This window comes from Terribacillus saccharophilus (genome assembly GCF_000725365.1).
In the GTDB taxonomy this organism is placed as follows: domain Bacteria; phylum Bacillota; class Bacilli; order Bacillales; family Amphibacillaceae; genus Terribacillus; species Terribacillus saccharophilus.
In genome coordinates this window covers 2,592,512-2,615,094 of record NZ_CP008876.1, presented here as the reverse complement: position 1 = coordinate 2,615,094, position 22,583 = coordinate 2,592,512, and the positions used below count along the sequence as shown (strand labels likewise).

Genomic DNA, 22,583 nt, shown 5'->3' with positions numbered 1-22,583 from the left:
CTTTTCTACCCCTTTAAACTGTAATTGGTAACAAATACTGTTTTTCTATGCTAATTCTATGCTATAAAACTACTGTTAAAATATTTCTAGTTATCTATTAAAGATTGTCAGTCATTGTCTTTCTATCTAAATTTAACAAAATAACCACAACAAAGAAAGCGCTATCATTAATTTTAAAAAAATTTAAAACAAAAAAGCTATCCCTCAGGATAGCTTTCTCAGTTATTTCACTTCAATTGTCCATTTAGCAGTAGCATCCGTTGCAAAGTCTGTGTAATACACTTCGTAAGGACCTTTACCACTGACAGCATAGAACCCTTTACCTGATGTATTCTTTCCAGGTTTGATATCCGCTGTTAAATAATCAAGTGCATAAGTTTCCATCAATGTTCCATCTGCATCGTAAACTTGGAAATCATACGTATCAAAATACAGATCTTCGTCAGTTGCATTTTGAACCGCTACATCAAGGCTTAGCACTTCTGCCGGTTCTTCTTCAAATTCGTTACGCTCATCTGTGTAGGCTGGATTGCTTAACGTGATGATTGTACCAGCAACGTCTACCTTTTCATCTAATTTAAATTCGCCTAGATCTTTTCCGTCACTTGACGCACTCTCATCTTCTTCATATTCGATTGGCTTGTCATTCTCCAAGATTGTATAACCTGTTAAATCATTAAATACAATTGTAGGTTCTTTATCATCATAATAGACAGAATGCTTATAGAACTCACGGATAATAGAATCCATGATAGCTGCCGTCATCGCGTTTTCAAGCGTATCGCCATCTGAATTGTTTAATTCCACTTCTATTGTTTCATCATTTGTCAATTTAGCAGAACTGATGGCAATCTCACCATCTTCATCCGCCTCAGCCATAGCATCAAGCATTTTTTTGAATTCCTTTTTAGACAGATTGATTTTATCCCAATCTTCTTCTGTCATGTTTTCCAAATCCATCTCTTCCAAATCTGCTACACTTGTTGTTTCCGCGGCACTAGCTTTCTTTTCTTCTTTTACTTTCGTAGCTTCTTCCCCGCCACAAGCACTTAAAATAAATAATAAGACCAATATACTACCAAATAATAACTTCTTCACGTACTCTTATCCCCTTTTTCTCTTTCATACAATATGTGTGTAGATCTATTTTACCATCTACCAATTTGAAAATATATACTTTTTAAGGGGTTAGTTACTATTTAAGCAGAATAAAGAAAAGACACAGCTCATCTTAACTGTGTCTTTTTCATCTATCTTCAATCACGATATAAGCTGCCTTCACAGGTCCATGTACCCCTACAACCAGGTTCATTTCTATATCTGCCGAGTTACTCGGTCCAGTAATAAAGTTAATACAAGATGCAATAGCTTCTCCATCCTGAACTTGCTTTGAAATACGCTGAGCAGCCTGTGTCATTCGCGGGACGATGGTGCTTTTCGGTACGAGTGCAATATATTTATGCGGCAGCAGGCTCACCGTACGGCCTTTTCCCTCTCCCGAAAAGAGTACAACTGTACCTGACTCAGCAAGTGTGATATCACTGAATGTTATACCGATATTGGCCTGTTCCACAATTCCAATGTTGTCATGACCAATGGAAGGATCCCATTCATGTACGTCGATTCCTTGGTTTGGCCATGTTGCAAGCTGTTCACGTAAACCGAATGCATCATACCGATGATCCTGCCAAATGGCTAGCGGTCCGCCGCCATAAGCAGCTACAGTTTCGGCCAGCACTTCCGGCAGACCACTCGAATCAGTCTCAATCAACTCTGTATGGATAAGCCGACACTGATCGCGGAGTATGTCTACAAGTTCATCCTGTGTTTTATCAGTCAGCGTCTTATCCTGCGGTCGATAATTCCAGTTCCTTGAGGGTCTTTCTGTCAGTACTTCTGTACGGCTGAGGCGGCTGGCGACATTTGCAAGGAATCTTTCCCTGTTCTGTATCATAGCTTGCCACTCTCCTTTTCGTGCTGCTTGAACCAATCACGGAATCGTTCTTTATTCGGAGCAGGAAAATCTCGAATTTCAGTCCATGCCTTCAGTGGACCAGGTCCTTTCGAAATGGTCTCATCCTTCGTAAAAGGCTTCATGACAGAGCTCGCCATTTTCGATCCAGCTGCATACAGCGGGTTGGAGGAAGCTCCAATTCCAAATGCTTTCATAGCCATCTTCTCGGAAATCGGCGCACGCCCTTCTCGTTCGACAATCACTTGTCGATGACGATGCAGCAGCTGATGCAATGGGATTTTCACTGGACAAGCATCTGTACATGCTGCACAAAGCGTCGATGCATAAGGTAACTCCTTAAAATCGTCATATCCTCCCAGCAAAGGAGTCAGTACTGCCCCAATCGGTCCTGGATAAATGGAGTTATAGGAATGACCACCGATGTGGCGGTATACCGGACAAACATTGATACACGCTGCACAGCGAATGCATTGGAGTACAGATTGAAATTCGGTTCCGAGAATACCGGAACGCCCGTTATCCACGATAACCAGATGAAATTCCGATGGACCATCAGCTTCTTCTGCTGTTCGCGGACCAGTCAATGCCGTAATATAGCTCGTCAGTTTTTGACCGACTGCACTTCTCGTCAGCAAACCGACTAGTACTTCGAATTCCTCAAATGTAGGTACGATTCGCTCCATTCCCATGACGCAAATCTGCGTATCCGGTAAATCAGAAACCATCCCTGCATTTCCTTCATTAGTGACCAGGCCGACAGAACCAGATTCCGCAATGGCAAAATTACATCCTGTGATGCCGATATCTGCTTGCAGGAATTCCTGGCGCAGTCTCTCCCTAGCGTGGAGTGCGAGTTCTTCCGGTTTGGAGGTAAGCTTGTAGTCCAGCTTCTCGGTAAAAACATCCTTGATCTGCTCTTTGTTTTTATGAAGCGCAGGAGTCACGATATGCGAAGGCGGGTCATGGTCATCCAGCTGTAGAATGTATTCACCAAGATCTGTTTCAATGACGTCACAGCCTTCCTGTTCCAATACACCATTCAAACCAATTTCCTCTGTGACCATTGATTTAGCCTTCAAAATTTTCTTGGCTCGTTTCTCTTTCACTATACCTTTCACGTAGTCATTCGCTTCTTCTGCAGTAGCGGCAAAGAATACATGCCCGCCGCGTTTTTGCAGATTCTCGGAAAGCTCTTGTAAATAATAGTCGAGATGATCAAGTGTGTGCTGACGTATCTCTTCCCCATGAGACCGCCATTCCTCCCAGTTGCCAAGCTCTTCAGCCGCATCCAGCCTTCTTGTCCGCAGTCGTTCCTGCGCCCCAGCAACTGCACCGCGCATGAACGTGTCTTCCATCTGCTTGTTCACATTATCCTTGAACTTTTCATTCCCTATCTTCATCGCCATGCTGCTTTCCCCCTTACCGACTGTTTAGTACTTCAGCAATATGCATCACTTTGACTGGCTTGCCGCGGCGCTGCATTCTCCCCCCAATATTCATCAAACAGCCTCCATCTGCTCCAATCAGATAGCTAGCTTTTGTTTCGGTTACCGAGTCTACTTTTTCATCAACCATCTGCTCTGAGATATTACCCATTTTCACGGAAAAAGTCCCGCCGAACCCGCAGCAATTCTGCGCATTCGGAAGCGGTTGCATTTCAAGTCCCTTTACATGTGACAGCAGCTTCATTGGTGCATCCTTCACTCCAAGCAGCCGCGTCATGTGGCAGGATGGATGATATGTCGCAATTCCTTCAAGCTTCGCCCCAACATCCTCTATTTTCAAAACATCTACGATAAACTCCGTCAGCTCATACGTTTTTTCAGCGAGACGCTCTGCCCGCGGACGCCACACAGGATCATCTTGGAAAACATGCTGGTAGTCTTTGAACATAGTGGCACAGGAACCTGATGGTGTGACAATCACCTCAGCATCCTCGAATGTCGCTATCATCTTCTTCATTGCCTTTTTGGCATCTTCTACATACCCAGAATTATATGCTGGCTGCCCACAGCATACCTGCCCCGTCGGAAACACAATGTCACAGCCGAGCCTTTCCAGTAATTCAACTGTAGCTATCCCCACATCAGACTGAAACATATCCACAATACACGTCGCAAATAGCGTAACCCTCATATCCTCACTCCCATGAGTAAGGTCATCAGATGACCTGTATAATTTTCTACTTTAATCATACTACAAGCGCTTACATTTTCCAACTCCTTCATATATGAAAAAAGCCGACCTAGTTGGCGGCTCGTCCTATTCCATATAATTACGCAGTACTCCTTCAACATATTCCAAGTGCGCCACCATAGCCAGTCTTGCTTGCTCTGGTTGTTTCGCACGAATTGCATCCAGAATTACTTCATGCTGCTTGTTTAATTCCTCCGGAGCTGCGTCTTCTCCAAATAAACAAATCTGCCTTGTTTCGCGCATGGATTCCGCTGTTAAATCCGACACATGGTGCATAAGACGGAGAAGCAGCTTATTATTTGCCGCACGGGCAATAATCATGTGAAAAGCGAGATCAGCTTTCTCCCCATTTTCCGGGTCCCCAGTATATGCCTTCATCTCCTGAAGCGCTTTTTCCATTTGCTCCAAATCTTCATCAGACCGATTCAGTGCGGCTGATGCTGCAATACCCGTCTCCAGTATATTACGAACCTCCATCAGCTCTGCCCGATCCTCCCCACTCATGAGTAGCGCATGCTGAAGAGGATAAACGATTCCCTCTGGCTCAAACGCCTTAACGTACGTTCCTTCGCCCTGCTTCATTTCTACTAACCCCATCGCGCGGAGTGTAGCTAAAGCTTCTCTAATTGCTGAGCGGCCCACGCTAAAATTCTCAGCCAACTGCGTTACGCTATCAAGCTTCTCGCCAGGCTTCAGATCACCACTTTTTATCAAAGCAAGCAGCTCATCTGCTACTTGTTCATATATTTTCTTCGGCTTTATCTGGTTATATTTCATTGGGTTGTCACCTCTCTCTCATTATAAACGGAAACTTTCCTAAATTTCATTTTTAAAATTATCGTAAGTCATCCGTGCATTACTTAACCGTTATCTTGGTATACTTAGTAGCTTTCAACTTGAATTAAGTATCTGCTTATTTAATGGTTAATCTGTTAATATATGCTATGTAGAGCCATTCTGTAATACATAAGAATCATAATTGGTAAAAGGAGAATGTCCTGAAAACTTTCTGGAAAGGACGAAAGTCTATTATTTTATGGGGGATGTGGAAAAGTTGCTTGAAAAGAAAGTGACATGGTTAGAACTTTTTTACGATTTACTCTTTGTTGCATCTGTAGCAGTTGCAACACATGTTTTGCTTCACGTGGAAGACGGTCATATACATACCATATATTTATTTAAGTTCGTATTGATCTTTGTTCCGATCTGGTGGGCATGGGTAGGACAGACGATTTTTGTCAATCGATTTGGACAGGACTTGTTTCATCAACGGCTGTTTTTAATTCTGCAAATGTTTTTTGCATTAGTCATGACCTCAAGTCTATCAGTTGATTTTGATTCATATTATCTTCCCTTCTTAATTGGCTATATTGGCTTAAGAGCTGTTACCGCTATCCAATATCTTGTTGTACAACGAATAGAAGAGGGAGCTCGAAAGAAAGCAGCGCTGTTTCTAGGAAAATACTTTTGGGTAGGAATTATCGTTTCATTATTTTCCCTTTTCTTCTTTGATTCATGGATTCGCTATCTTGTGCTTTATTTAGGTATTTTAATTGATATGATCATTCCTATATTAGGACGAAGATATTTAGTTAAGGTCCCGCCCAATACAGCACATTTGTTAGAGCGGTTTGGATTATTCACTATCATACTTTTTGGTGAATCCCTTGTAAGTACGTTGGCAGTTATCCAGCCAACACAAGGAGATTGGAATTCTATTGGACTAGCTGTCATGGCCTTTCTGCTGATTATCGCGATGTGGTGGCAATACTTTGATAATGTGGAGAAGAAAGTAGATAAATCCATTCAAACTGCTGGCCAAGCTATTATTTATGGTCATCTCTTTATACTAATGTCATTAAGTGCTATTGCAGCATCTATAAGACTAATGGTCTTGGATGAGGTTGGATACTTTTTTAACTTATTCTTTATTTTTGGTGCTGTATTGCTTTATTTCTTTTCAACTACTTTTGTGTTCCACCAATATAGGCACACGCATCATCGATTGAAGATATATCATCTAGGTTTATTCTTAGGTATTTTAGGCTTTTTCTTCATCTTTAATATGCTTGTGCCGATACCTTATATCATTATAGTAGCAGAATTGACTTTATTCTTTATCATTTATGCAAAGCTGACTACAACTTAATAGAATTCACGTAATTAAAAAAGCTTCCCACTCGGGAAGCTTTTTACTTAACTACTAATCCGATCAAGGACGCTAATTGGATTGCTTGATTAGGAGAAACGATGCAGCCTTTTAGATTCTCAATAGATACCGTCAACTGCTGAAAACTACTTGTGCTCAAGTCAATTCCTTTGAGAGATGTCTGTTCAAAATTAACTTCATTTAAGTCACAATCAGTAAACTCTACCTTTTTCATCCGGTTGGCATAGAAGTCCGCTCCCTGCAGTCCACAGGAGGAAAATATCACTTTTTCCATCTTGGATTGGCCAAATGATACGAGATTTACCAATGAATCACGGAAAGAGACATTTCCAAGACTGGACTCGGTCATATCAGCCCCAAGCATCTTACAGCCGTTAAATTCCACTCGGTGAATGGAAGACTTGCTCATTTTCACATTAGAAAAATCACAATTCTCGAACCGCACATCCAGCAGATCCATTCCTGTAAAGTCTGTATTGTTGAAGCGACTATTGCGAATGACTACCTTTGACAATCGCAGCCGATCCACTGACTCATTCGTAAAATCTGCTTGCTGCACCTGACACATTTCCAATTCTGGTTCTTCTTCAAAGAAGATATCGTGCATCCTTTTCTCAGGCAATACCATCGCTATTTTCGGTTTATCAATTTGCATGATCTCTATCCTTTACTTTGGATTCATTCCATTTGCTGTCTACAGTCTATCACACGGTGTCAATAGAAAAAGCCCGCCTTAAAAGGCGAGCTCTTTATCAAGCTGCATCCAGCTCATTCTCTTTTCTCGGTCTGTGCTGCAGATGAGATATAATCCATCCAATAACACCGACAACAACTAGATAAATCAACAGATCAACAAGTTGATTACCTAGTACCGACCAGTTACCGAGCGTGATTGCTTCCTGCAAGCTATGCAAGGAATGTGCCATCGGCAAGTATTGTCCAACAGATGCCAATGCAGACACAGATAACTCACTCGGGAAGGTACCGCCACAAGTTGCCAGCTGAACAACTAACAGCACGATGGCCAGTAGTTTCCCTAGGTTCCCGAATAACGTCACGAGCGTTAGAATGATCGTCATGACCGTCATAGACACGATAATACTGGACAAGAAGAACAAAGGCATACTCTTCACATCAACTTGGAATCCGAACAAGAAGATCAGATCGAGTATAACTGCTTGTACAATTGCCACAACGTATACCAATGTTAATTTACTGAAGAACTGTACCGTACCGGATACTTGCATATCCTGTCTTCTGCCAAGCGGTAGGATGTTGGCTGCCATCAAACCACCAACAAACAAAGCAAGTGACAAGAAGTACGGCGCAATGCCGACACCATAGTTTGGTACATCTGACAATTGTTTTTCAGTCAGCTTAACCGGATCAGCGAACATAGTAGTCAGTGCATCACTAGACTGAATGTTACTTGTTTTATCAGCTGCATCCTGCAGGCTGGTCGCAAGCTCACTTGAGCCATCGGACAGCTTACTCATACCGTCGTCAAGCTGTGCTGCTCCATCTGAAAGATCATTTGTCCCAGAAGCCAGCTGGTTTGCACCACTCTGCAAGGATCCAAAGCCTTCGGAATAATCGTCAAAGCCATTATTCAAATCTGTTGCACCGCTAGCTAATTTGTCTGCTCCGCTAACAGCAGACCCGAGTTTCTCGCTGAATGTATCCATACCATCCGCTAATTCCTGCTCGCTTCCAGCCAGCTTATCTGCACCTTCACCGAGTTGCTGCTGACCGTCTGCTAATTTAGCAGAAGAGTCCGCCAGTTGATCAGATGCAGCTGCTATTTGCTGGAATGTCTTATCATCTTTAAGCTCTGGATGCTCTTTCATATACGATGCAACCAGCTTGCTCAAATCCTCAGATCCAGACGTGAATTCTTCCTGGTTATCTGAAAGCTTATCGCTTTGCGCTTTCCAATCAGCCAAGCCGTCTGATATCTTATTTGTATTCGTCTGTAAGGATGATGCTCCTTCATCCAATTGACCTAAGCCGCTAGCCAAATCAGATGCACCTGTGTGCAGACTTCCGATACCGTCCGAAAGTTTACCTTCAGCACCTGCCAGCTGATCGGCACCGTCCGCTAAGTCGGACGCACCAGTATTCACATCACCAATTCCATTTTGCATATCTTTCATACCACTCTGCTCATCTGTAATACCTTTGTTAAGATCACCTGCTCCATCACCAGCATCCTGCAATCCAGCCGCTACTTCATGGAAGCTTGTGAACACACTGTCAGCATACGATTTCGTAATGCTGCTAGCCAATTTTGTTTTCATTTCCTCCATCGCAGAAGAACTGATCTGTGCAGCTACAAAGTTTTTCCCTGGATTGACTTCATACGTAAGCTCCGCTTGTTCGGGTTTGTCATCCATCAAGGTTGTTACTTTCTCAGAAAAGTCTTTTGGGATGGTCACTTTCATATAATACTTACCATCATCCAGTCCATCTTCTGCCTTCTGGTCTGAAACAAAATCGAAGTCCAGCGCCTTGCTTTTCTTCAATTCCTTAATAAAATCATCACCTGCATGCATCTCTTTCCCATCCATGCTGGCGCCATCATCCTGGTTAACCACTGCCACTGGTAAATCTTCGATATGGCCATACGGATCCCAGTAGCCACCGAGGAATAACGAAGCGTAAATGACTGGAATAATCAACAAGAAAATAAGTGCAATTCGCCCGTGCTTATGTTGAAACATTCGCTTTATATCAAAAAAGCCTAATTTTAATCCTTTCATAATTTCCCTCACCTTTACTTTGTGAAATATTGAGCATCTAAATAGCATAACGGCTCTGATGCATAATGTATAATATATATATCATTATAAATAATAGCTTTTAGACTATCCGAAAGAAGGATGAACGTGGAATTACTACAGCTGCACTATTTTAAAAAAGTTGCCGAACTAGAGCATATGACACATGCAGCAGATGCATTGAACATCGCACAGCCCTCACTCAGTAAAGCAATCAGTCGTTTGGAGGAGGATTTAGGTGTAAAGCTTTTCGAGCGATACAACAGACAAATTAAGTTGAATGAGAACGGTAGGATTTTTCTCCGACGTGTTGATGCTGCCCTCCATGAGCTGCAGGAAGCACGGCGGGAGCTGAATGAATTTAATCAAAAAGCAGATCATACTATTCGTCTTTCTGTCACTATCCCCCGTGTATTGCCTGACTTAATCAGTGGATTCTTAAGAGACGAACCCCAAGTCCATTTCAAACAATACGTGCAGTCCGTACCATTAATGACGGAAAAGCTGCGCAGCGGTGAACTAGATTTCTGCATCTCCTCTGTTCCGATACAAGCTGAGGATATCAAGTGGCAGCCGCTCATGACAGAAGAGATACTGTTGATTGCTCCTCCCGGTCACTGGCTTGAAACAAAAAGCCACGTTTCCCTATATGAGCTTCGTGACGAAGCCTTTGTAAGCATGAATGAGGGCTATGGCATTCGGAATTTAACAGACAAGTATTGCCAGCTAGCTGGTTTCCAACCTCATATTGCCTTTGAAGGAGACGAACCTGGAGTTATTGGAGAACTGGTGAACAAGGGGCTTGGTATAGCCTTCATTCCTTCTGTTTCATTGATCGGAAATAAAACCGCCCACTTACCTGTCATTCGCCTGCAGGATCCTATCTGTGAACGTACCATCGGCTTGGCTTGGTCTACTAGAAGGTATCTTAGCCCAGTGGCAGAGAGGTTTCAGGGTTTCTTATCTGATTACTTTAAAACCCTAGAGAAAGAATTACGGAAAACCGCAGCCCTTTTAAGCAGCGAATTATGAGGAAGGTTATTAACATATCATGCAGAATTCTAAAATAAAGGAGGGAATTCAATGGAGAAACGTCAGGAAATATTGTTTAGCCAAATGAGAACGTATCGTATGGAACTGCTTCAATTAGCTAAAAGCTTCACTGAAGAAGAAGCAGACATTATTCCGCAAGGCTTCCGAAATAATCTCAGATGGAATCTAGGACATGTTTTTCTGGATCAATATTTATGGATTCAAGCCTTAACCAAAGAAGAAGCCCCCATTCCTAATGGTTTTAAGAATTGGTTCAGTTACGGTACCACTCCTACAGATTTTACAGCCAACACTCCGGCTTTCACCCACCTGCTATCCTTGTTACAAGCACAGCCAGGTCAGATTTTCGAAAGGTACGCTGATCATATTGATAAAGAGTACCCGGCTATCGATATGGGAATGGAAACTATCGAACAAGTACTTATCAGGACAATTTTTCATGAAGGGATGCACTTGCAAGCTATATTGGACATAAAAAAGGCTCTTAGCAGGAAAATATAGGCTGATTCAGTTTTTATAATTGACTATGTAATCATTCAGGTCTATTATAGACTCATCGAATCTATAATAAGGAGTGCGGATAATGAAATACACAAAAGCCACTAACTATGCACTCCATACTATCGCTTATCTGGGATTACTGCCTTCGGGAAAGGCTATCGGCGTTAAACCTTTGGCCGAAGTACAGAAGGTGTCTCCTACCTATCTTTCCAAAGTATTGACTACTCTTGTCAAAGCTGGTCTGATTGTCTCTGCACCTGGTGTAAAAGGCGGTTACAGATTAATAAAGAATGTCGAGGACATCACCTTTCTGGATGTAATTCAAGCAGTAGAAGGCTTGAATCCGTTATTCCATTGCAGCTTGGATAATCATGTCCACGATAAGGAGAATTGCTTTATTCAGCAAACAATGAACGAAGCTGAGAAAAAGATGGAAGAGCATTTGCAATCCCAAACGATAGCTCTAGTATTGCAAAAAATCGACCAACACGTTTCGGATTATCTTCAATCTGAAGCAGGTTGATTTTTTTTACCACAATTATAGATATAAATAGTCTTTAATATCCACAAAACGAGGAGGAGTTATTATTATGTTAGATTGCGCTATTATCGGCGGTGGACCTGCAGGCTTGAATGCAGCACTTGTATTAGGAAGAGCAAGAAGGAATATCCTACTTTTTGACAATGGGAAACCAAGAAACGCAGTAACACAGGAATCGCATGGCTTCATTACAAGAGATGGAGTATCTCCGGCTAAATTTAGAGAATTGGCACATGAGGATCTGAATAAATACCCATCCATTAAAATAGATAATGTTGAAATTGTAGAAATTAAAAGATCAAGCGGTACTGCTTTTCATTTAACCACCCGGGAAGGCGCTACATATACCGCTAAAAAAATCATCCTCACTACTGGTCTGAAAGAAACATTACCGACAGTGCCGAATATCCAAGACTATTATGGAAAAAGTCTGTTCAGCTGTCCTTATTGTGATGGCTGGGAATTAAGGGATAAGCCCTTAATTGTAATATCCGAAAATAAAAACGCAGTTCATATGGCGAAAACACTTTCTCAGTGGAGCAAGGATTTGATTGTCTGCACCAATGGACATTCAGTAATTCCAGAAGCAGAGGCTCAGCTGCTTAAAAAGCATGGAATACGCATCATTGAAGAGAGTATCAACCAGTTGCACGGTCAAAATGGCAACTTGGAAAAAGTATCTTTCGCAGACGGAACCAAAATTGAAAGATCAGGCGGCATCGTTACGACCGAATTAGCACAATCCCATTCCTTTATCGATTCTCTCAACTATGATTGTACGCAAAATGGCGGCATCCTTGTCGACGAGTTGGGCAGGACGTCCGTCGAAGGTGTTTATGCAGCAGGAGAAGCATCTAATAGCGGTCCATCTCAGCTGATTATAGCCGCAGCACACGGAAGCCGAGCGGCTGCAGGAGTGAATAGTGATTTAACCATGGAAGTATTCCAGTAATACAAGCTCTCCAGTAGATCTGACGGAAAAATATAACTAAATAAAAAAGGAGCATATAGGCCTCCCCATATGCTCCTCTTACTTATTGATTTAAGATAAACTGTTGAAATACCTTTATCGCATCACCAAACACATCTTCATCAATATCAAATTTCGGATGATGATGCGGATACTGGCTTTTCTCTCCTGCCATACCGACCTTGACGAATACCCCCGGGATTTTCTGCAAGTAGTAGGAGAAGTCTTCTGAACCCATGACTGGCTCCAGTTCTTCATAGCGTTCTGCACCGAATGTTTTTTGCAGCAGCTCTTCTGCAAAGGCTGCTTCTTTTTCATCATTGATAAGCGGTGGTGTACCGATGATGAAATCAACTTCCGCTGTAGCACCAAATGATTCACAAATGCCTTTTGTCAGCTTGCTAATCTGTTCTTGGATCGTCTGAACTGCTTCTGTAGAGAAGGAGCGCATCGTCCCGATGATTTTAGCTGAATCTGGGATGACATTGTAAGTGTTGCCGGCTTCGATCTTTCCAACCGAGATGACACTTGCATCCATTGGATTTAATTTACGGCTGACAATGCTTTGCAATGCTTGAATGACATGAGTTGCGATGTAGATCGGGTCCACTGTCAGATGCGGTGTAGATGCATGTCCGCCAGAGCCTTGAATCTTAATTTCAAAGTCATCAACAGAAGCCATCATAGCGCCAGGACGAGTGCCGAATTGGCCCTTTTCCAGACCAGCATCAACATGGATGCCGTAGATGCTGTTGACGCCTTCTAATGCACCTTCTTTGATCAGCTTATCTGCGCCGCTCGGTGAAGCTTCTTCAGAGGATTGGAATAGAAGCACGATATTCGGCTCCACTTCTTCCTTATGCAGTGTGATCCACTCTGCTACTGCAAGAAGGATTGCTGTATGACCATCATGTCCGCACGTATGAGCTACCCCGTGATGCTTGGAGATATAAGGTTTATCCCCTTCTTCTACCATCGGCAGTGCATCCATATCTGCACGAAGCGCGATTGTTTTCTCTCCTTTTGTGCCTTTCACAAACCCGACAACACTCGGCGGCTGAAAATCTAGAATCTCAATACCTAGCTTTTCCAGTCTGTTGCGCACGTATTTACCTGTCTCGTATTCTTCTCCGGAAAGTTCCGGATATTGATGGATATGCCTGCGATCTTTAACCGCTTGTTCTACTAATTTCTCTATTTCCATGTTACATTACTCCTTCTATTAAAACGGTCCGTATTGAATCATTTGAGCTATGATCAGCGCGATAATGGCAATGCCGATTTGGATAAGGAAGAATGGCAGGAACCACTTCACCCATTTCCCATAGCCGATGCCTGCGATTGCAAGCAATGCAATAATGTTACCTGTTGGTAAGATCGTATTGGAGATACCATCTCCAAATTGGTAGGCTAGTACAGCTGTCTGTCTCGTTACACCTATCATATCAGACAATGGCGCCATAAGCGGCATTGTCAAAGCAGCTTGTCCGCTTCCGGACGGAACGAAGAAATTGATGCCCATCTGCAGGAATAGCATACCAACTGCAGATAGTGCAGCTGGAATCATTCCAAGCGCATTGGATGCATGATACAGCAGGGTGTCCATCATTCCTGAAGTATTGAAGATTACTAAGATGGCCTGAGCAAATCCGATGATCAGTGCCCCGCCAAGCAAGTCTTTTGCACCGAGGATGAAGTTATCGGCAATACCTGAGAAAGAAATTCCTCCGAGAATACCCATTACCACACCGAACAATAGGAATAATCCAGCGATCTCTGTAATATACCAGCCATATTTCAATACCCCAATAATCAGTACAACGTAATTGATTAAGAAAGCTGATAGGACAAGCTTGTGACGAGTAGTCATTTTCTGTGTCTTGTTAAGCGCGGAAGTATCAGCTTTTCTGCCAAACTTTCCGTATTCACCAAGCTCTGGGTTCTTTTTCACTTTACTTGCATAGCGCATTACATAAAAGACAGCCGCAAGATATAGGATAACGAAAAGAACAATCCGGAAACCTATTCCGGAGAAAGTTGGCAACTCGGAGATGCCTTGCGCAATCCCGACTGTGAACGGGTTCATGACTGCTGCCGTAAATCCAACACCTGCACCAAGTACAACAATCGCAAATCCGGTCAATGCATCAAATCCAAGTGCTATTGCCATCGGTGCTAAAATCGCGACATACACGATGGTTTCATCTGACATTCCCATTAATGCACCTGCTGCTGCAAAGAACAGCATCAATACTGGGATAAGCAGCTTCTCTTTATTTGCCATCTTTCTGGAAAGCATATAAATAAAAGCATCAAGTGCTCCTGTAGCAGTAAAAATTCCAAACGCTCCACCGACAATCAGGACGAAGAAAATAATATTGGCACCATTCACCATACCAGTGTGAATGCTATTGAATATGCCTAGAAGACCAACATTTTCTCCATCAATGTAATGGAATGTTTCCGGCAGGATGACACTGCGCCCATCCTGATCCACACGGTCATACGCTCCGCCTGGAATAATATATGTTAATATTGCTGCCACGATAATGAATGCAAAGATCATGACGTAAACATTAAAATGCTTTGGTTTCTTTTTGTTAGCAGCTTGCTGCTGCGAATCTTGTAAGCTGTTCATCTAGTTGTACTCCTTCAAGGATGATCCTTCGTTGTATATTGTTTAATAAATATACAACGATTCATATAATAATACAACCGTATATTAATAAAATTTATAGATTGATTATGCAAAAGACATAAAAAAAGCTAGAATCCTAAGATTCTAGCTTTCCTTTCAGCTGCGGAAGAAGTCAACTAACGGCTTGAAGTCTTTACGCAAATCTATTTCATTTGGTTCTGCCTTCATTAGCTTCTCTACCATCTGTTCCAGCAGCTCCACATCCTTGGAATCTGTGTACTCAACAAAGTTGATAGAGTCGAGCCAGTCGCGGTAAGAGTGCTTCGCTTTACCGTAGCTGTTGCCAAATACAAGACATGGTGTCTTCGTAATAATAGAGAAAATCATCGCATGCAAGCGGTCAGTGATGATCAATTTTTTAGAACTGATCAGATCAAGCATCTCAATGAAATGCTTCTCGCGATCTGCATAATCAATGTTAGGCACAATATTTTCATCCAAAACTGTATCAGTACGATCAACGGAGCCAAATTTCTTCGTCCATTCCATCAGCTCGGAAACGAAGTTCTCTTCCATCACCTTTTCTTTATCAGCTCTCAGGAAGAACATAACCCCTTCCCGTTCCTGCTCACGCGGAACAACATCGAGTGACATTACCATATCAGGTGTATACATTACTTCAGAATCAAATGTATTCCTTACTACATCCAATGTTTGCGATTCTCTGGTAGCAATGACGAGATTTTTGTTTTGATGATATGCTTCCTGCGTTTTCTTTTTTTCCTGCTCTCCATGCTCATTATCTTCGAAGAATACAGATTGCGGCATGGAAATGGATTTATAATCCTTGAATGCAGCGAAGACCTTCCGGCGATCTTCTTCAATATCCAAGTACAAGCTGCCAAGGTTGCCTCCGCCCGTAAACATAACAATATCATCTTCACGGATGATAGTTTTCACAAACTCAATTCCCTCATCGGTTGCATAGTCCATAATTTCTATGTACTCGTAATAAGGGAAACGGCTTTGGATAAATTTCTCGATGCTATAAGCAATTGCTTGGTCTCCGATATTTGTATAGCTCGGTGAACCGAATAGAAATACCTTACGTTTATCGTTAGTAAAAGCTTCCGGCGAAACATTCGGCCCGATGCCTTTTGCAATATTCGTTGTGTCAATTGGTTGTATCGTCATATGAAATGCCTCCTAAGCAATACTTCTTTATTCGTACTATTCCATACCCCGAATCAAAAGAATTTATGCCTAAGCTGCGTCTCAATTTTTACCATATACTATTCATCTGTCTCTAAATCTACTTGTTTATTCCAACGATACTGGTAAACATACTCAAGCATACCATCCGGCTCAGATATTTTATACAGTTCTCCAGCAGCCAGCACATATGTCGCATCTTCCTCGAAGAATGTATCCACCGGGCTGACACCTGGCTCCTCTTGATAATCGACTGGCACCTTCCAGCGAATAACAGACTCTTCAGTCGAGACGCGCGCTACTGTTACCTGATCCTGGTTACGTTTTTCCTTGTACACTAGCAGCATGCTATCATCTTTCTCTGTACCGAGAATCGGCTGCGCTTCAAGTAAATCTGTGTACAGCTCCTGGACAATTTGCTGCGCACGTTCCGCTTCCCCTTTTTCTTCATCACCAAAGAAGCCTTTTTGCACTTCCTTCTCGTAAGCAGGATCCTCTGTCAGTTGTCCATCAGCAACATGATAGTATTTGCCATCCAGCGCATACAAGTACAGTCCACCAGTATCGTCGATATAATAATCCGACTGCTCATAGCTCACATTATCAGTTAGTTGCGGATATTTTTCCGTCCATTCCTCTTCATCCAATCGGACTTCACCAGAAGCTACATCCAGGAAATACAGCTCTTCATTTTTCATATCCACGACAAGAATACCTTCTTCTGTCTGTCCAAGTACATATTCCTGCCAAATTGCTTTCCGGCTCCATTTCTTCTCTCCCGTCTCCAAATCTACAGCTATAATTTGGAACCGTGAAGCACTCGTAGATATCCCATTTGATTGTCCATTAGGTATCCTCATCCGAATTTTATTGATAGCCAAATCATCATCTTCCGCCACGATTGTTGGTGAATCAAGACTCATCGTCACCGAGCGGCCAGCTGCATGGAAAACAGTCATGACGAAGGAACCGATAATGAATTCCCCGACAAGCAGCAGAACAACCATACCGATAACTTTCTTAAGAGAAGACGACCTTTTTATACTTCGTATAAGGAAGAGCACACATAATACGACAAACACACCGACAAGAATCCACAACGTTATATCATGCCAAAACCAACCGGTAAACGTCCAATCTCTGAAGAAATCCCCATCCAAAAGCCAGAGCAGCAACGTTCCAATCACAGCATAAACCAGCAGAAATCGCACGAGTGCACCAAACGTTCTTTTCTTCTTACTTTGATTGATTTTGTCGATTGCCCACTTGGCTATATTGATGAAAATCCAAAGATAGATAAGTGCCAACACAATATTATGTATAAAATCATCATTAAAGAGCCAATTACGCATAAGTTCGGTCATGTTGTTTTCCCCTTCTCTTCAGCTGCATTTGTATAAATGAAGTAGCCAACCTTTGTTGGATGATCCTTCACGAATTGACTTGCTTCATATTTTCTTAGACTGCGAAAGATAAGCCAATCACCTATGCCACCAGCTGTGAGGATCACTGAAATTGTAAGAAGTACTCCATTTCCAACGATATACGAAATTATTAATGGGAGCAGTCCTGTCATGATTACCGGTAAAAGCAAAGAAACACGATATGCACTAACTTTTATAGGTTCCATGCAGTGCGCATAGGCAGCTCCATCTTTCCAGGAAAAGCCGAATTTAACTTGGCTATACTTTACTTTTCCAAATACAATAAAGCCGATTCCATGAAGTAGCTCGTGCAGAACTATACCAATTAACGTAAGTAAGAACACGACGACAATCATAGGTAAGCTTATATAAAGTTCAAATCCATGAATAAGAAAATAAATAAAACTGGCTGCAAGCATCAATCCAAATGTCAGGTACGTCGCTTGCTTTTGCAAATGTTTCATATTGAATAAAACTTCTTGCTTATGCATATTAAACACCTCCCTAAATCTTACGTATCACTATCATTTTCGTTTCAATAAATTGAAGCATTCAGTTTGGCATCACAGCAGACTGGCAAGGCTGAATGATAGAAAGGAGCGTATTCATGCCTGAACTTATTCATGATAATGTGATTGTCCTCGCGCGAATCATCACCATTATTCCACTCATGCTAGCGGTTACCTTGTTCATGGGAAAACGGACAATCGGTGAAATGCCTGTCTTTGACTTTCTGATCATAGTCATCCTAGGAGCACTAGTTGGTGCTGATATTGCTGATCCAGAGATTGAACATCTGCCTACAGCCATTGCTATTATCGCAATTGGTCTATTTCAAAAAGCAATTGTGAAATGGAAAATCTCTAATCGTAAAATCGGTAAGCTGCTCACACTCGGCCCCACTATCGTCATTCAAGACGGGACTTTGCTTTATGAAAATATGCGAAAGATCCAGTATTCAATAGACAACATATTGTTCATGCTGCGCCAGAAGGATGTTTTCGATATACGTGACGTAGAGACAGCGATAGTCGAACCCAATGGTGCGCTGAGTGTCTTAAAAAAACAAAGCAAAATGCCCGCAACACGGGAAGATCTCCAAATCCAGCAGCAGCCTTCAGCCATTGCCTTTCCTGTCATTTCGGATGGTTACATACACCACGACACCTTGACCCACTTCAAATTGGATGAAGAATGGCTAAGAAAACAATTGGCTGAGCAAAACATCATTGGTATGAATCAAATATTCTTTGCATCCATTTCACATCCACAGAGCCTTCATATCAGTTTGAAAGAAAGGAAGCTGAATATTCCTCCGATCAAACATTAAAAAGAGCACTACCCTGTCAAGGTAGTGCTCACTTATTATTATGCTCCTGCTACTTTCATTTCCGATTTGTTCTGCTTCGTTGCTTTCTTTTTCTTAATTGTCCAGCCAGTTACCCCATACAATAGGGTAAACAGCGGTGTGATAAAGGCCAGGAAACAGAATGGCAGATAAGTGACTGTTGCAATACCAAGAGCACCAGCTGTATAAATACCGCCGCCAGTCCAAGGGACAAGCGGTGCTCCTTGTGTACCTGTATCCTCCAGAATACGGGAAAGGTTCTCCGGCTCTAAGTTCAATCTATCAAAGATAGGCCGCATCAGCGTACCACCCATAACCGTCGAGAAGTATACTGATCCCCCTACCGCAAGCATCACATAACTGACGATGACAGTTACCACAGTAAGTAAACCTGTATGTTTGATCTTCATTGCGAAAGAAGCGATCAAAGCTTCAAGCACACCAGCATCAGCCAGCATTCCTCCCACACCGAGTGCAAAGAGGAATAATGCAATCAGCTCAAGCATACTCGTCAAGCCACCGCGCTGGAGCAACTCGTCAACGACAGGAATACCTGATTCTACTGCATAGCCGCTATAAAATGTAGATAATGTGTCCACAAAGCTGAACCCTTGGTAAAAGACTGCAATGATTCCGCCAACTGCTGCCCCAGCGAAAATAGCAGGGATTGCTGGCTTCTTCATCACCAGCAAAGCAATAAGTACAACAATTGGGATTAAAGGAACGATACCTAAGTTAAAATTATCTGCCAAGTAAGATGTCAGCTGGTTTACATCATTCGCCCCTGTGCCACTGCCATGGTACCGCATGCCAATGAACGTGAAAATACCAGCTGTAATAATGTAAGACGGGACTGTTGTCCAAAGCATATGCTTGATATGGCGGAATAATTCACCGCCAGTAACAGCAGGTGCCAGATTGGTCGTATCGGATAATGGGGACATCTTATCACCAAAGAACGCCCCGCTTACGATCGCCCCGCCTGTCAAACCTACTGGAATTCCGAGTGCCGTACCTACACCCATCATAGCCACACCAGCCGTACCAACCGTTCCCCAGCTAGTACCTGTCGCGACGGATACAAGGGAACAAAACAGCAATGTTGTCACTAAGAAAAACTGCGGTGTAATTGCCTGTACACCATAATAGATCAACGTCGGTACAGTTCCGGATGCGATCCATGCACCGATTAAAATGCCGACGGTCAGCAATATGATTCCCGGCATCAGCGCCTTACTCATTGATTTGACCATGGACTTCTCTATCTGCTGATAGTTGAATCCCAGACCCATCATATAAGGGATGATGACTAGCATGCTGATAAACATCAGTATTTGAATCGGTGCATCAAATGCCAGAATTCCTACGGATACTACTGCCACAATCGACAAAAGCATCATTAATGCATACATAAAAGATGGTTTTTTAATAGATTTTTTATTATCGGTTTCCAACCAACCACTCCTTCAACCTGAGGTTGTTTATTTTTGCTGAACAAAGGTACAACTTTATTTTCGTACCCGATCAGCCGTTTTTTTAAACTCACTTTTATAATGCTACAGCATATCTACATCTAGTGAAAATTGCATTAGCTGCGGTTAAACAGTATAAATTCGGCTCAGTTTGGCAGAAACGCAAATATGTGTCGTGTTCTTACATATGCTCCAATATGATGCTAAATCTTTCGTTTAATAGGCCTTCCCATTCGAAAACACAAAAAAGACCTGCATATTTGCAGGTCTTCTTAGCTTATATCGAACAGTTGTCGTCTGTGCACACGCCAGCATTATCAGATCCGAAATCTTTGAATTTCGGCTGTTCGTTTTCTTCTTTCCAAACTTGATTCAATGCACCCACGAATGTTTCCATAGGCTGCGCACCAGAAATGGTGTACTTATTGTTGAAGATAAAGAAAGGCACACCCGTGATGCCGTATTGCTGCGCCATCCGTTCGTCACCTCTTACCTCATCCAAGTGAAGTGATTCATTGTCCAGAATTTGCGTTGCCTCATTACGATCCAAACCAGAAGCTTCTGCAACATCTAGCAGTGTTTCTTTTTCACTAAGGTTCTTTGATTCTGTGAAGTACGCATACAGCAGGTTCTCAGTCATCGCTTTTTCTTTGCCTTTTGTTTCTGCAAACTTAGCCAAGCGATGTGCATGCAACGTATTAGTCGGCTTCATATCATCAAAGTTGAATGTAAGACCAACTTCAGCTGCACGCTGACCAATTTGTAGGTTGTTCACTTTCGCCTGCTCAATTGACATACCATATTTATCCGCAAGTGCTTCGTGAATACTTTTCCCGTTGTACACTCCAGCATTCGGGTCCAGCTCAAAGCTCTTAAACTCTATTTCTACACTGTCCTTGTGCTCGAATTGCTCCAGCGCAATTTCCAGCTGTCGTTTCCCTATATAACAGAAAGGACAGACAAAATCTGACCACACTTCAATTTTCATCGTGACACCCCTTTTTCACATTAAGATGATTTTAGCATAGACCCTGCAATCCACAAAAATAGATGCCTGCAATTAGTATCATCGTATCCGTTTATGAAGAATATGCATGGGGACATCCTTTGCCTGCATAAAGTATAGCGTTTCTACCTATAAAGGAGCGATCAGCATGAATCAACCTCAGCAGACCACCTATGTGAGCAGTGTCGATCCATATGTGTATCAAACGTTACAAGGAGTCAGAACCAAGCAAATTGTTGTAGAAACCGTACGCGGTTCTGTTACAGGAAAACTGATTACAGTGCGTCCAGATCATATTGTTGTCGAGTCCGGCGGGTCATCCTTTTTTATCCGTACTGCTCAAATTGTCTGGGTCATTCCAAAAGGATAAGGAGGAAAGCAGATGATTAAACGTGAAAACAGACTTGCAATCGATTTGCCTATCCCTGAACATGGTGATCCGAATGCTGCAGCTGCCGTCCAGGAACTGCTCGGCGGAAAGTTCGGCGAAATGTCGACACTGAATAACTATATGTACCAATCCTTCAACTTTCGTAACAAGAAGAAGCTGAAGCCCTTTTATGATTTAGTGGCAAGTATCACAGCAGAAGAATTTGGACATGTGGAGCTTGTTGCCAATACAATCAACCTCTTATCCCGCGGCAATACATTCTATACCGGCGATCCAGATGTTACGCCTCTAAGAACTGGTAAAGACAGTCGCAATACATATCACTTCATCGCTACAGCGCAAACGGCATTGGCCGGAGACTCGATGGGCAGACCTTGGACAGGTGATAATGTATTTTCCAGCGGGAATCTTGTACTGGATCTACTGCATAACTTCTTTTTGGAATGCGGTGCCAGGACCCACAAGATGCGTGTCTATGAAATGACCGAGAATGAAACGGCCCGAGAAATGATCGGATATTTGCTCGTGCGCGGCGGTACGCATGTATTGGCATACGCTAAAGCATTGGAGATAGCCACAGGTGTGGATGTTTCCAAACTAGTTCCGATTCCGGATCTATCCAACACCAAGTTTGATCATGCTCGTAAATTCGAGCAGCAAGGACTTGGAAATATTCTATTCACCTGGAATGACATGGGCGAATATGCAGACATCCGCAAGATCTGGAAAGGTGAAAATCCGGAGAACGGCAGTCAGCTTGTCGTCAAACAAGGTTCGCCGCGTGGAGGCCCTATTCCGGATCTCGAGGAGCTGCCGGAGGAATTCGCTCCTGGAATCGACCGGGATGACTATGAACGAATTGCGAAGCGCTTAATGGAGAACTTATAAAGGCTGCCGTCAGTTGGCAGC

22 protein-coding genes are annotated in these 22,583 nt (G+C 42.6%); 8 read left to right on the top strand and 14 right to left on the bottom strand.

From position 1 onward, the window contains the following. Window positions 1–222: 222 nt before the first annotated feature. The 5 genes from GZ22_RS18060 to GZ22_RS13150 form a co-directional block, all read right to left on the bottom strand. Window positions 223–1,098, bottom strand: coding sequence for a DUF4352 domain-containing protein (locus GZ22_RS18060; RefSeq protein ID WP_051748269.1), 876 nt, complete (start codon window positions 1,096–1,098; stop codon window positions 223–225). A gap of 148 nt (window positions 1,099–1,246) precedes the next feature. After that, entirely contained in the window at window positions 1,247–1,954 is a 708-nt protein-coding gene (locus GZ22_RS13165) for a LutC/YkgG family protein (RefSeq protein WP_038563345.1), read from the bottom strand. Continuing rightward, the gene (locus GZ22_RS13160; RefSeq protein WP_038563342.1) at window positions 1,951–3,381 is read right to left on the bottom strand and encodes a LutB/LldF family L-lactate oxidation iron-sulfur protein; all 1,431 of its coding nucleotides are present in this window, start codon (window positions 3,379–3,381) and stop codon (window positions 1,951–1,953) included. Before GZ22_RS13160 ends, GZ22_RS13165 begins: the two co-directional genes overlap by 4 nt. Window positions 3,382–3,394: 13 nt before the next feature. After that, window positions 3,395–4,111, bottom strand: a complete 717-nt coding sequence (locus GZ22_RS13155) for a (Fe-S)-binding protein (protein WP_038563340.1) — start codon at window positions 4,109–4,111, stop codon at window positions 3,395–3,397. Between the two features lie 126 nt (window positions 4,112–4,237). Further along, complete coding sequence (locus GZ22_RS13150; RefSeq protein ID WP_038563337.1) at window positions 4,238–4,948, bottom strand: FadR/GntR family transcriptional regulator; 711 nt, start codon at window positions 4,946–4,948, stop codon at window positions 4,238–4,240. Window positions 4,949–5,225: 277 nt separating this feature from the next. On the opposite strand from GZ22_RS13150, the gene GZ22_RS13145 reads away from it, so the two are divergent. Then, window positions 5,226–6,320: a low temperature requirement protein A gene (locus GZ22_RS13145; RefSeq protein ID WP_038566059.1), complete on the top strand. Its 1,095-nt coding sequence runs from the start codon at window positions 5,226–5,228 to the stop codon at window positions 6,318–6,320. Between the two features lie 43 nt (window positions 6,321–6,363). On the opposite strand, the gene GZ22_RS13140 is transcribed toward GZ22_RS13145, so the two are convergent. Both GZ22_RS13140 and GZ22_RS13135 read right to left on the bottom strand, forming a co-directional pair. After that, on the bottom strand, window positions 6,364–6,996 hold the full coding sequence (locus GZ22_RS13140; RefSeq protein WP_038563335.1) for a pentapeptide repeat-containing protein: 633 nt from the start codon (window positions 6,994–6,996) through the stop codon (window positions 6,364–6,366). Window positions 6,997–7,093: 97 nt separating this feature from the next. Beyond that, window positions 7,094–9,100, bottom strand: a complete 2,007-nt coding sequence (locus tag GZ22_RS13135) for a YhgE/Pip domain-containing protein (RefSeq protein ID WP_038563332.1) — start codon at window positions 9,098–9,100, stop codon at window positions 7,094–7,096. A 126-nt stretch (window positions 9,101–9,226) separates the two neighbouring features. On the opposite strand from GZ22_RS13135, the gene GZ22_RS13130 reads away from it, so the two are divergent. The 4 genes from GZ22_RS13130 (at window position 9,227) to GZ22_RS13115 (ending at window position 12,165) form a co-directional block, all read left to right on the top strand. Continuing rightward, complete coding sequence (locus GZ22_RS13130; RefSeq protein WP_038563330.1) at window positions 9,227–10,150, top strand: LysR family transcriptional regulator; 924 nt, start codon at window positions 9,227–9,229, stop codon at window positions 10,148–10,150. Between the two features lie 51 nt (window positions 10,151–10,201). Then, window positions 10,202–10,672, top strand: coding sequence for a DinB family protein (locus tag GZ22_RS13125; RefSeq protein WP_038563327.1), 471 nt, complete (start codon window positions 10,202–10,204; stop codon window positions 10,670–10,672). An 82-nt stretch (window positions 10,673–10,754) separates the two neighbouring features. Beyond that, window positions 10,755–11,195 carry an Rrf2 family transcriptional regulator gene (locus tag GZ22_RS13120; protein ID WP_038563325.1) on the top strand — a complete coding sequence of 147 codons (441 nt, stop codon included), beginning with the start codon at window positions 10,755–10,757 and terminating at the stop codon, window positions 11,193–11,195. A gap of 64 nt (window positions 11,196–11,259) precedes the next feature. Beyond that, window positions 11,260–12,165, top strand: a complete 906-nt coding sequence (locus GZ22_RS13115; RefSeq protein ID WP_038563323.1) for an NAD(P)/FAD-dependent oxidoreductase — start codon at window positions 11,260–11,262, stop codon at window positions 12,163–12,165. A gap of 82 nt (window positions 12,166–12,247) precedes the next feature. Here the strand turns inward: GZ22_RS13115 and GZ22_RS13110 are convergent, their stop codons facing one another. The 5 genes from GZ22_RS13110 to GZ22_RS13090 form a co-directional block, all read right to left on the bottom strand. Beyond that, window positions 12,248–13,387 (bottom strand): M20 metallopeptidase family protein, encoded by a 1,140-nt coding sequence (locus GZ22_RS13110; protein ID WP_038563320.1) that lies wholly within the window; start codon window positions 13,385–13,387, stop codon window positions 12,248–12,250. 18 nt (window positions 13,388–13,405) lie between these two features. After that, window positions 13,406–14,821 (bottom strand): YfcC family protein, encoded by a 1,416-nt coding sequence (locus GZ22_RS13105; RefSeq protein WP_038563319.1) that lies wholly within the window; start codon window positions 14,819–14,821, stop codon window positions 13,406–13,408. A gap of 156 nt (window positions 14,822–14,977) precedes the next feature. Beyond that, a complete protein-coding gene (locus GZ22_RS13100; protein WP_038563316.1) occupies window positions 14,978–16,015 on the bottom strand; it encodes a polysaccharide pyruvyl transferase family protein in 1,038 nt (345 codons plus the stop codon). 98 nt (window positions 16,016–16,113) lie between these two features. After that, window positions 16,114–17,397 (bottom strand): PA2928 family protein, encoded by a 1,284-nt coding sequence (locus GZ22_RS13095; protein ID WP_038563314.1) that lies wholly within the window; start codon window positions 17,395–17,397, stop codon window positions 16,114–16,116. Then, a complete protein-coding gene (locus GZ22_RS13090) occupies window positions 17,394–17,948 on the bottom strand; it encodes a DUF3267 domain-containing protein (RefSeq protein WP_038563311.1) in 555 nt (184 codons plus the stop codon). The genes GZ22_RS13095 and GZ22_RS13090 overlap by 4 nt, the downstream gene beginning before the upstream one ends. 116 nt (window positions 17,949–18,064) lie before the next feature. On the opposite strand from GZ22_RS13090, the gene GZ22_RS13085 reads away from it, so the two are divergent. Continuing rightward, window positions 18,065–18,787, top strand: a complete 723-nt coding sequence (locus tag GZ22_RS13085) for a DUF421 domain-containing protein (RefSeq protein ID WP_038563309.1) — start codon at window positions 18,065–18,067, stop codon at window positions 18,785–18,787. 38 nt (window positions 18,788–18,825) lie between these two features. Here GZ22_RS13085 and nhaC read toward each other — a convergent pair whose 3' ends face one another. Together nhaC and GZ22_RS13075 are read right to left on the bottom strand one after the other, a co-directional pair. Next, window positions 18,826–20,259, bottom strand: coding sequence for a Na+/H+ antiporter NhaC (gene nhaC, locus GZ22_RS13080; RefSeq protein WP_245609671.1), 1,434 nt, complete (start codon window positions 20,257–20,259; stop codon window positions 18,826–18,828). Window positions 20,260–20,554: 295 nt separating this feature from the next. Then, the gene (locus GZ22_RS13075) at window positions 20,555–21,265 is read right to left on the bottom strand and encodes a DsbA family oxidoreductase (protein WP_038563306.1); all 711 of its coding nucleotides are present in this window, start codon (window positions 21,263–21,265) and stop codon (window positions 20,555–20,557) included. Window positions 21,266–21,431: 166 nt separating this feature from the next. Between GZ22_RS13075 and GZ22_RS13070 the strand changes: the two genes are divergently transcribed. Together GZ22_RS13070 and GZ22_RS13065 are read left to right on the top strand one after the other, a co-directional pair. Beyond that, window positions 21,432–21,653, top strand: coding sequence for a YuzF family protein (locus tag GZ22_RS13070; protein WP_093880771.1), 222 nt, complete (start codon window positions 21,432–21,434; stop codon window positions 21,651–21,653). A 12-nt stretch (window positions 21,654–21,665) separates the two neighbouring features. Beyond that, a complete protein-coding gene (locus GZ22_RS13065) occupies window positions 21,666–22,562 on the top strand; it encodes a manganese catalase family protein (protein ID WP_038563303.1) in 897 nt (298 codons plus the stop codon). Window positions 22,563–22,583: the final 21 nt, after the last annotated feature.